The organism is Marinarcus sediminis (SeqCode) (assembly GCF_048571275.1).
Lineage (GTDB): Bacteria > Campylobacterota > Campylobacteria > Campylobacterales > Arcobacteraceae > Marinarcus > Marinarcus sediminis.
The window spans coordinates 853,311-866,695 of record NZ_CP182357.1 but is presented as its reverse complement, the minus strand read 5'-3'; the positions used below and the strand labels follow the sequence as shown (position 1 = coordinate 866,695).

15 protein-coding genes are annotated in these 13,385 nt (G+C 29.7%); 13 read left to right on the top strand and 2 right to left on the bottom strand.

Translation table 11 applies throughout. From position 1 onward, the window contains the following. Nucleotides 1-48: 48 nt before the first annotated feature. The 7 genes from ACNI3C_RS04450 to ACNI3C_RS04420 are packed head-to-tail and all read left to right on the top strand — an operon-like array spanning nt 49 to nt 4,306. Nucleotides 49-453 carry a DUF1924 domain-containing protein gene (locus tag ACNI3C_RS04450; RefSeq protein ID WP_419771048.1) on the top strand — a complete coding sequence of 135 codons (405 nt, stop codon included), beginning with the start codon at nt 49-51 and terminating at the stop codon, nt 451-453. A gap of 2 nt (nt 454-455) precedes the next feature. Continuing rightward, nucleotides 456-965: a diheme cytochrome c gene (locus ACNI3C_RS04445; RefSeq protein WP_419771047.1), complete on the top strand. Its 510-nt coding sequence runs from the start codon at nt 456-458 to the stop codon at nt 963-965. A gap of 9 nt (nt 966-974) precedes the next feature. Further along, nucleotides 975-1,751: a cytochrome b/b6 domain-containing protein gene (locus ACNI3C_RS04440; protein WP_419771046.1), complete on the top strand. Its 777-nt coding sequence runs from the start codon at nt 975-977 to the stop codon at nt 1,749-1,751. A 19-nt stretch (nt 1,752-1,770) separates the two neighbouring features. Next, a complete protein-coding gene (locus tag ACNI3C_RS04435; RefSeq protein WP_419771045.1) occupies nt 1,771-2,094 on the top strand; it encodes a cytochrome C in 324 nt (107 codons plus the stop codon). Beyond that, on the top strand, nt 2,060-2,455 hold the full coding sequence (locus ACNI3C_RS04430) for a Spy/CpxP family protein refolding chaperone (protein WP_419771044.1): 396 nt from the start codon (nt 2,060-2,062) through the stop codon (nt 2,453-2,455). Before ACNI3C_RS04435 ends, ACNI3C_RS04430 begins: the two co-directional genes overlap by 35 nt. Next, nucleotides 2,448-3,113 (top strand): response regulator transcription factor, encoded by a 666-nt coding sequence (locus ACNI3C_RS04425; RefSeq protein WP_419771043.1) that lies wholly within the window; start codon nt 2,448-2,450, stop codon nt 3,111-3,113. The genes ACNI3C_RS04430 and ACNI3C_RS04425 overlap by 8 nt, the downstream gene beginning before the upstream one ends. Nucleotides 3,114-3,115: 2 nt before the next feature. Continuing rightward, nucleotides 3,116-4,306: an ArsS family sensor histidine kinase gene (locus tag ACNI3C_RS04420; RefSeq protein ID WP_419771042.1), complete on the top strand. Its 1,191-nt coding sequence runs from the start codon at nt 3,116-3,118 to the stop codon at nt 4,304-4,306. A gap of 32 nt (nt 4,307-4,338) precedes the next feature. Here ACNI3C_RS04420 and hutX read toward each other — a convergent pair whose 3' ends face one another. Next, nucleotides 4,339-4,830, bottom strand: a complete 492-nt coding sequence (hutX, locus tag ACNI3C_RS04415) for a heme utilization cystosolic carrier protein HutX (protein WP_419771041.1) — start codon at nt 4,828-4,830, stop codon at nt 4,339-4,341. Between the two features lie 57 nt (nt 4,831-4,887). Continuing rightward, nucleotides 4,888-6,657, bottom strand: coding sequence for an ABC transporter ATP-binding protein (locus ACNI3C_RS04410; RefSeq protein ID WP_419771040.1), 1,770 nt, complete (start codon nt 6,655-6,657; stop codon nt 4,888-4,890). Nucleotides 6,658-6,887: 230 nt separating this feature from the next. On the opposite strand from ACNI3C_RS04410, the gene ACNI3C_RS04405 reads away from it, so the two are divergent. The 6 genes from ACNI3C_RS04405 (at nt 6,888) to ACNI3C_RS04380 (ending at nt 13,315) form a co-directional block, all read left to right on the top strand. Beyond that, nucleotides 6,888-7,832: a helix-turn-helix domain-containing protein gene (locus tag ACNI3C_RS04405; RefSeq protein WP_419771039.1), complete on the top strand. Its 945-nt coding sequence runs from the start codon at nt 6,888-6,890 to the stop codon at nt 7,830-7,832. 116 nt (nt 7,833-7,948) lie between these two features. Then, nucleotides 7,949-8,509 (top strand): HugZ family pyridoxamine 5'-phosphate oxidase, encoded by a 561-nt coding sequence (locus ACNI3C_RS04400; protein WP_419771038.1) that lies wholly within the window; start codon nt 7,949-7,951, stop codon nt 8,507-8,509. Then, the gene (locus tag ACNI3C_RS04395; protein WP_419771037.1) at nt 8,502-9,329 is read left to right on the top strand and encodes a heme/hemin ABC transporter substrate-binding protein; all 828 of its coding nucleotides are present in this window, start codon (nt 8,502-8,504) and stop codon (nt 9,327-9,329) included. Before ACNI3C_RS04400 ends, ACNI3C_RS04395 begins: the two co-directional genes overlap by 8 nt. Before the next feature lie 8 nt (nt 9,330-9,337). Further along, on the top strand, nt 9,338-10,366 hold the full coding sequence (locus tag ACNI3C_RS04390) for a FecCD family ABC transporter permease (protein ID WP_419771036.1): 1,029 nt from the start codon (nt 9,338-9,340) through the stop codon (nt 10,364-10,366). Nucleotides 10,367-10,375: 9 nt separating this feature from the next. Continuing rightward, nucleotides 10,376-11,152 carry an ABC transporter ATP-binding protein gene (locus ACNI3C_RS04385; RefSeq protein ID WP_419771035.1) on the top strand — a complete coding sequence of 259 codons (777 nt, stop codon included), beginning with the start codon at nt 10,376-10,378 and terminating at the stop codon, nt 11,150-11,152. 249 nt (nt 11,153-11,401) lie between these two features. Continuing rightward, nucleotides 11,402-13,315, top strand: coding sequence for a TonB-dependent receptor plug domain-containing protein (locus ACNI3C_RS04380; protein ID WP_419771034.1), 1,914 nt, complete (start codon nt 11,402-11,404; stop codon nt 13,313-13,315). Nucleotides 13,316-13,385 lie beyond the last annotated feature (70 nt).

Genomic DNA, 13,385 nt, shown 5'->3' with positions numbered 1-13,385 from the left:
AAGATTTCCTTTATACTTACCTTATAAAAACCATAAAAGGAAAAGAAGATGAGAATTTTAATTTTAGCAATTTCGCTGTTTAGTCTATCATTTGCACAAGTTTCTGATGAGTACGTAAACAGTTTAAAAACACAAGCGTTACAAGAGAATCCAAATTTTAAAGGCTTTGATAGTAACAGAGGTGAACAAATTTTTACCAGCAAACATATTGGTAAAAAAGGCAAAGAGATTTCGTGTGTATCATGCCATACCTCAGACTTAAGTAAAAATGGAGAAAACTTTTTTACAGGTAAAGTGATTGAACCGCTTTCACCCAAAGCCAATCCAAAACGATTGACAGAGATTAAAACCATTGAGAAATGGCTCAAAAGAAACTTCAATGATGTCTACAACAGAGAAGGTACTGCGCAAGAAAAAGGCGATGTCATCGTCTATATTTTAAATAAGGGGTAAAAATGAAATATTTATTAAGTATAATTATAGTGCAATTAGCACTTTTTGCCGATGGTTTTGGTTCAAGCAGAAACGGTGTGGCACCTGTGAATAATGCTCTTTATTTAAAAGAGTGTGGTTCTTGCCATTTTGCCTACCAACCGGGGCTTTTACCAGAAAAAGCATGGACAAAAATGATGGGAAATTTGGCCAATCACTTTGACTCTGATGCCTCATTGGATGAACAAACAACCGCAACTTTAACACACTATTTACAACAAAACAGTGCTGAAAAATTTATGGAGTATAAAAGAAGCAGTCGAATTGTCAAAAGTTTAAGAGGCAATGAAACTCCTGATTCTATTTCAAGTACTCCGTATATGAAAAGAAAACACGATGAAATAAGACCCTCTTTGATTACTCAAAAAGAGGTCAAAGGCATATTCAACTGTATTGCTTGTCATACCACAGCAGACAAAGGAATATACAGTGAACGAGATATAAAAATCCCAAATTATGGACGTTGGGAATAAGGATACATTATGAATAAATCATACATTTGGTCGCTGCCAACACGACTGTTTCACTGGCTTTTTGCAGGTTTTATACTCTTGGCATATATCACAGGAGATGAAGATGAGTTATTGACTTATCATGCCATTGTGGGTTATGCACTCTTTATACTCCTAACGTTTAGAGTATCTTGGGGTTACATGGGACCTACATTTTCAAAATTCAGAGATTTTCCTTTGAGCATTGCGAATCTAAAAGCCTTTATGAAAAACATTCTCAACCCCGATCAAAAATATATTGGACACAATCCAGCCGCTTCATATGTTATGATTGCCATGTTTGTGGTCTGTTTTTTAACCATTGCCACAGGGGTATTGGCTTTTGGGATTCAAGAAGGCAAAGGAATATTCTCTTTTTTAAATGAGAGTTTTTTCAAAAAGATGAAACTTTTTAAAGAGATTCATGAAGTGTTATCTACACTCTTTATTGTTTTAATCGTAGCTCACATTGGTGGCGTTTTAAGCGATAAATTGTTGCATCCAAAACATGAAACACTTAACTCTATCATAACAGGGTATAAAGTAACCAAAGAGAACAACAGCATTCAATTGAATATGTTGCAAAAAGGGTTTGCGCTGATTATGTTTTTCGTTTTCATCGCATTTTTGGTCTTCAGTTTTATTGAACCCAAAAATATTTTGCTCGCTTCAAAGTATGAGCCAATCGATTATAAAACACAAAATGAACTTTTTGTGAGTGAGTGTGCATCGTGTCACACTCTGTATCCCTCCCAATCTTTTACCTGAAAAATCATGGCGAACATTGATGAGTGATTTGGAGAATCACTTTGGAGACGATGCATCATTAACTGAAGCAGATAACAAAAATATTTTGGATTTTTTAGTGCAAAACAGTGCCGAAAAATCAACGCAAGAAGCCAGCGTGTATATGTTGGATTCTATTGGAGATAACAATATCATTGCTATGACACAAACCACGTTTTGGAAACATCAGCATGAAAATATCCCAAAAACGCTTTTCAAACATGATAAAATTAAAAGCAAAGCCAATTGTAAAGCGTGTCACAGTGATGTAGAAAAAGGATTAATTGAAGATGACAAAATTAAAAATATTCGTAGTTTTATGTAGTATTTTTCTCTCTCTTTCTCTTTTTGCAGACAAATATGAGTATAATGGAACGCATACCTATAAAAATTTGGATTACTTAAATTTAGACAAACATCAGTATGAAAAAATCAAAGAGATTTTGATTGATTACCGAAAAGCGTATGCAAAATATTACAAAGAGAAACAAAAAGAAGAGGAAAAACTTCAAGAGCTTATGAGAAAAGAGAAGTTTGACAAACATGAATACAAAGATATTGTTGAAGAGATTTATGAGGATGCCATCTCTTTAGAGGCCAAAACATTAAAAAAAATTCATGCCATTTTAACCCAAGAACAACGCGTCAAATTTTCATACTACTTACAGGAGTGGAGAGTTGAATAAAAGAGTTTTATTGCTAGAAGATGATCTGCAAATGCAAGAGTTTATTGTGGATTATCTCAAAGATTATCACTTTGAGTGTAGCCCCTTTTCTCATCCCAAAGATGCCATAGAAGAGCTCTCTTTCAACCAAACCTATGACATTGTTATTTTGGATTTAATGTTGCCCGATATGGATGGTTTTGATGTCTTTAAAAAACTCAAATCCATCTGTAATATTCCCATTATTATCTCTTCTGCAAGAGGTGATATTGGCAACAAAATACATGGATTTGAACTGGGAGCAGATGATTATTTGTCAAAACCGTATGAACCAAGAGAGTTGGTTTTGCGTATTGAACACATCTTGAAAAAAAATCAAACCCACAAAATTACCATTGGCGATTTTATCATTGATAAACAAAACCGTGAAGTCCTTGTGGATAACTACTCCATAGATTTTACAAAAATTGAGTTTGAAATTTTTATCTTTTTGGTCAACAATGCCAACAAAATATCTTCAAGAGAGCAGATACTTCATGCTACCTCACTTGATCTTAACACGAAAAACCGAACCATTGATATGCATATTTCAAACATTCGATACAAAATTGGTGACGACTCAAAAAACCCCAAATACATCAAATCGGTGTGGGGTATTGGTTATAAGTTTGTAGGGTAATTATGTCTATCATTAAAAAAATATCCCTGCTTTTTATCCTCAGTTTCGTACTCATGCTTACTATTGGATTTTGGATTGACAGCATCAACTCTAAACGCATTAACATCTTAATCAACGACAAGTACCAAAAAGTGGCCAATGAACTCTTTACCAACATTGATAACCAAACACAATTTAATGCCTTAATTAAAGCCTATAAACTCAGAAAAACACACTATAAAGAAGATGATAACAAAGAGATACTTTACTACAAAGAGCTTACCTTTGGGCACATTTCAATCGAAAAAAAATCGTTTGAAGATGAGTTTATTATTCAAATCAAATATTTAGATGAACTGCACAGCTTCCAAACACCCGATGAAGAGAATATCAAAGAAAAAATCACACTCAACGCACTCATTTTTTTAGATGTTTTTGTTCTTTTACTCATATTTTTGTACATTTTAAAACTGCTTTCTCCGCTTAAAAAGATCACCAAAGAGATTAAAAACTTTGCCAATGGAGACTTAAGTACGCGTGTAGAAATCAGCTCAAATGATGAAATAGGTACTTTAGGAAAAACCTTTAATGCCATGGCAAGTAACCTTGAAAACCTCATTAAAACCCGTGAAGAACTTCTACGCGATATTGGGCATGAGTTGCGAACACCCATTGCCAAAGGGAAATTTGCCATTGAAAAAATAGACGATTTTTCACAAAAAAAGTTGCTCAAAAAAATATTTTCTGATTTGGAAATTTTGACCAATGAGTTAATCCAATTGGAAAAACTCAATTCTACGCAACTCAATTTGACTACGTTCCGTGCCGAAACACTGATTGTGGAGTCTTTGCAAAAACTCTATATTCAAGATGAGTCAAAAATCCATTTAGAGATTCTTCAAGATTTTAAAATTCAAGGCGATTTAGACTACCTCTCAATTGCATTAAAAAATCTCATTGACAATGCGTTAAAATATGCCCTTGAGTTACCTATTCATATCAAAGTTTTCAACCATGAAATTTCTGTGTGTAACAAAGGCGCCAAACTCTCAAAAGAGTTGGAATATTATTTAAAACCCTTTACTCAAGAGCTCTCCCAACGAGACGGTTTTGGTTTGGGATTGAGTATTGTCAATAAAATTATTGATAAACACGGTTTTCAGCTACTTTATTCTCATGAAAATGGGTTTAATATTTTTAAAATTACTTTATGATTTATATTACATATTCTGAGTCTAAATAATATTTAAAATCTATTTTTTAATGCCTTAAATTTTGTTACTTGATCTTGAATCAATTCTTTATTTTCATCTCTAGATACAAAGATTTTAAAAATATGTTCACCGTTGGTATCATAAAAAACCACACTATGAGATAATACTCCTTTGTGTGTTTTTGATACAAAAATAATTTTTTCTATATCACTTACTTTTAAATGTCCTGAAATTGAAGATGTTTTTGAATCAAAATTATAATAGCCATGCCCATAAGTTCCAGTAGGCATATTATCTTTAATTTCAATTACAAAAGATGGTGTAATTTTTATCATTAGAATCTTTCCCCATGTTGAAATGTCTTCAATGATTTCGTCAAATTTTTTGGCATCAACTGCTTTTGCTAAATCTTCATGGATATTTTGTAAAACTTCATATTCAGTCGTATTTAACATTTTTGCAATTTCTATTGTTGTAATTTCTGGATTTTCATTTAAGATTTCTTCAATCAATTTTTTCATCATTTTTTTTCCTTAACTTTAAAATTTGAAAACTTATTATAATTAATAATTTTAAACTGCCTATACCAATTGATTTTTAATAAATTCAAGATAATGTCCCTCTTCTTTTTCTAATTCACTATGACTTCCACTTTGAACAATTTTCCCTTCATCAAGTATATATATTTTATCAGCATTTTTTACTGTACTTAATCTATGTGCGATGGTAATGACTGTTTTATCTTTTAAAATTGTTTGCAAACCATTGAATAGTCTTGCTTCAGTTTGTACATCAAGTGCCGAGGTAGATTCATCAAAAATTACAATAGATGGATTTGCAATAAGCATTCTAGCTATTGACAATCTTTGCCTTTGACCACCACTTAATCTAACACCATGTTTCCCAACTATGGTGTCAAGTTTTTCATCCATATTTAATACACTTTTCTTTAACTGTGCTATGTCTAAAGCTTTATAAATATCTTCATCACTTATGCTATTATTGCCCATAGTTATGTTAAATCTTAACGTGTTATTAAACAATATTGGCATTTGGAGGACAAGAAAAAGTTCCTTTCTTAAACTCTGTTTATCCAGTTCCTCTATTTTTATATTGTTATATATAATTTCACCCTTTTTCTTTGTATAAAACCCTGCAATTACTTGTGCTAGAGTAGTTTTACCACTTCCACTTGGACCAATTAAAGCTATTTTTTCTCCCATTTTTATTTCAAGTGTTATGTCTTTTAAAATCTCTTTATTACCACTATAAGAGAAATTAATATTTTTTAATTTAATATCTAGCCCTTTTTTCTTCTCTTCAAAGGTTTTTGAACCATTTGGCTCTTTTGCAAGTTGTAAAACTTTGTTTATTCTATTTAGTGCAGCCATCGCTGTTGTATATGAATATTGTAGAGATAATAGATCTTGCACTGGTGTCATAATAAACCAAATATACCCAAACATAGCAAACATCATACCAATAGATAAATCACTATATGCAACCATAACTAAACCAGCAGCTCTTAATATTTCAAAGGCAATTAAAAATAATGTAAATGAAAACCTCTCATAAGCTACACTTTTGTAACTGTAGTCATTGGATGTGATTTGAATATTTTTTGCCTTAGAAATAGCTCTTTCAAAAAAATACTCCTCTTTATTGCTAGCTTTAATTTGACCAAAAAGATCTAAAGATTCTCCAATATTGTCTTGAAACTCTTCAATGGCTTGATTTTCTTCTTTTTTTAAACGACCAACTTGTTTTACAATTTTTTTAGAAAAAAACATTATAAGAGGTTGGATTATTATAATAAGTAAGCCTAACATAGGATGAATAGCAATAACTACAACAGTAACTGCAAGTAAAGTTAAAATTGAACTTACAAGCTTACTGGCTCCTGACATAATAAAATTATCAAGAGTATTTACATCCGTAATCAAATTTGCTGCAATTGCACCACTTCCTAAACTTTCATATTCATTCATACAAACAGCTTTTAAGTGTAAAATTAATTTTTCTCTTATTTTAAACGTTACATATTTTGCAATATTTGTAAAAATTTTTGTAATTACAACTGAGAAAATATAGTGTAAAAATCTTAGAAAAATTACGGCACAAGTCACAATAAGTATATAGTAAAAAGCATTCTGTGTTCCAAATACTTTATTTATATTCGATAAAATAATGCCCGGTTCATTTAAAAGAACCTCATCCACAAGAGCAGGAAGCATTAAAGGGATAGGAACACTAACAAGAATTGTAATAATTGTTATTACTTGTCCAACAATAAGAAGTTTTCTTTTTTCTAAAAATAGCTTCCAAATATATTTTAAATCAATATTTTTCATAAATCACTCTTTTATTTTTGTTGAATTTTATTATAAACATAATTTATTCAAAATGAAAACAAAAATGGTTTTTTGATGAAACCAGATATTTTAAAGTACTTTTAAGCTAAATACTACTCTAAATATAAAAATTATTTATAACTATTTGATGAATAATAAGCTTTTAAAATATATAAAGCAAAATTAAACTATAATCAATTTCAATAATCATTATTATATAAAGAGAAAATATGACTTATTTAGCAAGAACTAAACTTTATGAAACAGGAAAAGTTATAATTAAAGAAGAAAAAAGCAACTCTTTTATAAAACAAGTTGCAAGTATCAATAATCAGTACATAAATTTAAACATAATAAATGTAATGGTCGAGGATAATATTTATTTAAATATTGTTGATAATGAGGTCAAACAATCCTATATTCAAAAACTTCGTAGCAAAAATAAACAGCTACAAATAAGGATAATACTCCAAGGGAAACTCGAAAAATTAGACCAATCTACCAATGAAAAAAATATATATAATGAAAATGAAATAAGTGTAGAATATAAACAAGGAATTGAAGAGTCTTTATTGAACAAACAAGGCGAACATATAAAATATATATGTATAACGTTAAATGAAGAGTATCTAAATGAAAATGGCTTCTTTTCGAATATTTTTAAAGAATATTTTAGTAAAAAATTTTATGAGCCAGATTCAAAAAATAAATTTCTTGAATTATTTAATAGAGAATACACCAGTGGTCTTGATAAGATATATTTAAAAAATAAAACAATGGAAGTTATTCTTTATGTTCTTGAAGAACTTCGAAAAAAAGATGAACTTAAACTAAATGATTTAAATGAAGAGGATATACATAGAGTAAAAAAAGCAAAAATGATTTTGGACGATTCATTTCAAGAAAATATGACCATTGCTCTTTTATCAAAAAAAGTTGCTTTAAATCAAACAAAATTAAAAAAAGGTTTTAAAAAACTTTTTAATAAAACAATTCATGAATATCTTCAAGATCTAAGACTTAAAAAGGCCATGGAGTATTTAAAAACAAATAAATACTCAGTAAAAGAAGTTTCTTTGCTGGTAGGTTATACAAATCAAGGAAGTTTTTCATATGCATTTTCTAATAGATTTCAGTGTTTACCCAGAGATATTCAAAAAAAATCTGATTTGTGAAAAAATAGTTCCAATTTGTAGAAATCAATATTGATATTCATTCTTAATTTTATTATAATCCTTATCAAATTTATATGCACTGGCATATAAATACTTTAATTTTAAAAAGGATTTTTATGGAAACTAAATACACCGTAGGTATGAGTAAAGATAAAGCTCAAAAAGAGTTAGATGGTTTTTTAAATAATATAAAAACTGTAATCTTATCAACAGTTAATTCAGAAGGGGAGCCTTTTACGAGTTATTCACCCTTCGTACAAGATGAAGAAGGTAATTTTTATGTATTCGTAAGTACAGCAGTACAACACTCACATAACATGTATAATACAGGAAAAGCTCACTTACTTTTCATTGAAGATGAAAGTGCTACAAATCATATTTATGCAAGAAGAAGATTATATTTCAAAGCTAAAGCTGAAAAGTTTGAACCTCAAGATAAAAGAACCGAAAAGTTTGCAAATCTATTTGAAAAAAAACTGGGAGAACAAGCATCACTTGTTAGAAAAATGCCTGATTCAAGATTTTATAAATTAACACCATCTGAGGGAATTATAGTACTTGGGTTTGGTGCAGCATTCAATCTTGATGAATCAAACAAAAAGATTCTTAATCTTCAAACAAGGAATGGGAAAGCTCATGAAGGAACGCATGAAGAGGGGTTAAGAAAAGATGCTTAGGTTATTTAAACTATCTTTAGTTTTGGGACTAGTAAGCACTATCTCTTATGCTTCAAAAATTGTAAGCGTAGGAGGAAGTATTACAGAGACTATTGTGGCGCTTGGGCACGGGAATCAACTAATTGGTGTTGATTTATCAAGTGCTTATCCGAAGGAAATAACTTCTAAGCTTCCCAATGTTGGATATTGGTTAACTTTACCACAAGAAGGTATCCTCTCCTTAAAGCCTGAGGTTGTTATTGTTAGCAGTAAAGCAAAACCAAAAAAAGTTATTGATACTCTCACAGAATATGGTATAAAAACATATATTATAAATGATGAACCTTCACTGGATTCTGCAAAAAAGAAGATTAAACAAGTTGGAGAAATCTTAGGTGAGAGTGAAAAAGCTACTTATATTATTGCTCGAATTGAAAATAATGTTTCAAAAATAAAAGAAGAAATAAAAGGTAAAAGTAAGCCAAAGGTTTTATTCTTATTTTCAAGAGGAGAAGGAACAATTATGGCTGCAGGTACTGAAACTAAGCCAGGTGTTATGATTAATTTAGCTGGTGGCGAAAATGTAATTAATCTTAAACAATATACAAAAATCTCTTCTGAATCTATTTTAGAAATGAACCCAGATGTAATTATTGTATCAAATCATGCTGGAGAGAGTGGACTTGATGAAAATGTTGTTGCTTCTACAAATGCTGGCAAAAACAAACAAATTTACGCTATGGATATGCTTTTAATCTCTGGTTTTACAGTGAGGATGGACAGTGCTTTGCAAGACTTATCTTGTATGTTTAACAACAATAAATTATCGTATTGCAAATAAGTTTGAAAATGGTAGGTTTAAAAAAATTAACTATCTGGATATTTTTTATCTTAGTTATTTTATCAATTATTCTTAATATCACCATAGGGGCATTTAGTATCTCATTTTCACAGATATTAAAAACTTTATTAAATCCTGAAGAGAACAAAATATACTATCAAGTTTTAATAGATATTAGGTTACCAAGAGTTATCTTGGCAGTATTAATAGGTATTGCATTTGGAATATCAGGAGCAATGATGCAAACATTATTTAAAAATCCATTGGCTGATCCATCAATCATTGGAGTTTCAGCTGGAGCATCTGCAGGAGTTGTCATTTTTATGCTTCTTGGAAGTTTCCTACCTTCATTACTTTACGATGGATTTTTATCTTATCTGTCAATACCCTTTAGTGCTTTTTTAGGAGCCTTAATAACTATTTTTGCCATTTATAAATTAGCAACTATTTATAATAAAGTAGCAGTAACAGTTATGCTTTTAGCAGGTATTGCAATAAATGCTATGCTTGGAGCATTAATTGGGCTGTTTACTTATGTCAGTACAGACGAAGAACTTAAAAGCTTTACTTTTTGGACTATGGGAAGTTTAGCTAATAGTGATATAAAAATTATTTTTACAATGCTTCCCATTGTAATAGTTACTTGTATCTTTGCAATAAATAAAAAAATTGAACTGAATCTTATGCTTTTAGGTGAAGATGAAGCTAAAAATTCTGGTGTAAACTCTGAAAAACTAAAAAAATTAATTATTCTTTTTGTTTCTTTAGCAATTGGTGCAAGTGTTGCTTTTTGTGGAATTATTGGCTTTATTGGTCTTGTTGTTCCCCATATTGCAAGATTACTGGTTGGTTCAAATCACAAATTTTATTTGCCATTAAGTGCCATTTTAGGCGCATTTATTCTTTTATGGGCTGATTCACTTGCAAGAATGATAATAGCACCTGCAGAACTTCCTATAGGTATTATTACAGCATTATTAGGTGCACCATTCTTTTTATGGCTTTTAATTAAAAATAGACAAAGTACAATGAATTAAGGATATGAAGTGTATAAAATAAAGGATTTAAATTTTTCAATTCAAAAAAGAGAAATATTAAACAACATCAATACAGTAATAAAAACAAATACCTTCTTATCTATTGTTGGTCCAAATGGTTGTGGCAAATCTACATTAATTAAAACTATTAATAGAAACTTGGATATTCAAGAAGGAACTATAACTCTAAATAGTATAGATATCAGAGAGTATAGTAATAAGGAACTGGCCTTAAAAAGATCTGTTTTAAATCAATCTGTTTTCTTTCCATATAGCTTTAAAGCTATCGAGATTGTTGAAATGGGGCTTTATGCTTATGATTTAAATCTTACAGAAAAAAATGAAATTCTAAATTATATTGTAAAGAAATTAAATATAGAACCTTTAAAAGATAAAGATTATCAAGATTTATCAGGTGGAGAAAAACAAAAAATTCAGTTTGCAAGAGTTGTTGTTCAACTTTACGCCAGTAAAGAAAAAGAAAAATATCTTTTCTTGGATGAACCTACTTTAAACTTAGATATTTACTACCAATACAAAATCTTAGATTTGACAAAAGAACTTCAAAAAGATTTGAATATTGGTATTTGTGCAATACTTCACGATATAAATCAAGCCTATTTATATTCCGATGAAATAGCTATGATGAGAGAAGGTGAGATAAAATACTTTGGGAAAACAAAAGATATTTTAACGTATGAAAATATTTATGATATTTTTAAAGTTGAAAGTGAATTTGTTTACTCAAAAAGACTTAAAACAGAGATACTAATCACTACTTCATAATAAGATTTCTCCCAAATAACATTTGGAGAAATCTTATGAGTTTTTTACAATAATTACTCTATAACCTAGAATAACACACAATAGAACTTTTATATCTATTTTCTAATAGCTATATCTGTTTACTTCATGCTATTTAAAAAAATCCAATTTGTGAAGAAAGAATTCCAATTTATATAAATCAATATTGATATTCATTATTATTTTGACTATAATCACATTAAAATTATAACTTCTTAAAAAGGAAAAATTATGTACAAATTGAGTTTATTCACCGTTTTTGCTCTTGCGATGCTTGCATCAAATTCATTGGCCTCCGAAAAATTGGATGAAATAGTTGTAGTTGCAAAATCAAATAAATCCATAGAGGATTTAGCTGGAGCAAATACAATTATAACTGCAAAGGATATAGCAAAATTAAATGCTACAAATATTAAAGATATTTTAGTTAAAACTGCAGGTATCGTAGAAGGTGCAAATGAAGCTTCAATAAATGGAAGAAAAAGTATCTCTATTAGAGGAACAGATTCGAGTTATATACTCATCTTAATTGATGGCAAAAAAGTCAATCCTACAGATGGTTATATAAAACATTCTGATTATCAATATTCTTGGGTACCTATTGAAATGATTGAAAGAATTGAAGTTCTAAAAGGACCTAAAAGTTCTATTTATGGCTCTCAGGCTATTGGTGGAGTAATTAATATCATTACCAAAAAAGACTCTAGAAAATTATATGGTGAAGTAGATATTCAAGCTGGCTTTTCTTCTGCGGGAAAAGGTGGTGATGAGAAAAAAATCAGTGCAAACATAGGGGGGAATATTACAGATAAACTTTCATTTATATTAGGTGGAAGCAAAAACAATAGAGACGCACAAAGTGGTCCAGGAACTACAATGTTTGGTGTTGCTACAGACAATGCAACATATATAGAAGGAATAGAAACTACAAACGGAAATATTAAATTAAACTATAATATTGATGATACACAAAGTATTTCAGCTTCATATATAAAAGGCAAAGAGTCTCGAGAGCTTTCCGATAATCCTGACTATTATACGTTAAAAAGAGATATGTACAGTGTTTCATATGAAAAAAAATTCGAAGATATCTCTTTCAGCATAGATTATTCAAAATCAGATTCTGATTCTGAGTATGATGAAGGTACTGCAACAATGAATTATATTCATAAGCTTACGGATGATTCTTTAAAAGTTGAAACTAAAGTTTCAATGATAGAAAATAATTATATCGTTATAGGTGCAGAAACTACAAAAGAAGCTTATAAAAGAGACTATCCTAGTACAGGTATCAGAAAGTATGATTTTGAAGCCTCTTCAAATGCTTATTATATTCAAGATGAAATTGATTTAAGTGATTTTATATTGACTCTGGGAGCAAGACTTGATGATCATGAAAAATATGGAACAGAGGTATCACCTAACTTAGGTCTTGTATACAAACTCAGTGAAAATCAAAGATTAAAAGCAAGTTATGGAGAAGGTTTCAAAGCACCCTCTTTACAAGAAGCTTCATCAGAATATAATACTTATTCTCACGGTCAATATTATGGAAATGACGATTTGAAATCTGAAACTTCTAAGAGTTATGAAATTGGTTATGAATATTATGGAAAAAATACTCTATATAAAACAGCCATTTTTTCAACAAAGCTAGACAATATGATTAATGGTGAATTCATAGGCGTGGGATATCCTTATGGCCCAGGTTTTGCTGTAAATGAATATAAATATGTAAATATTGAAAAAGCAACTATAAAAGGTTTTGAAGCTGAAGTTGACTATAACTTAAATGAAAATCATATACTAAATGCAAATTATACTTACCTCAAAACTGAAGATGAATCAACAGGAAAAGAGTTACTTTTTAAACCTAAAAATACAATCAATGTCAGTTTAAGTTCTGAATTCAATCATGGTTTTTCTTCTTATATAAGTGCGAACTATATTGGAACACAGTATGATACAAATGAAAAAAAAGTTTCTGGCTATACTTTGGTTAATACTCAAATTTCTAAAAAATTATCTGATAATTTAGCGATAAGATTAGGTATAGATAATATTACTGATAAAAAGTTTGACAAAGGAGAACCATATTGGCTAAAAAGAAGATTTGCCTATATAGGGTTAAATTATAAATTCTAATTTTATTACACTATTGGAGAATTTTCTTACAATAATTTTCATCGAAAAAGAGGTTTCATATATTTTTATG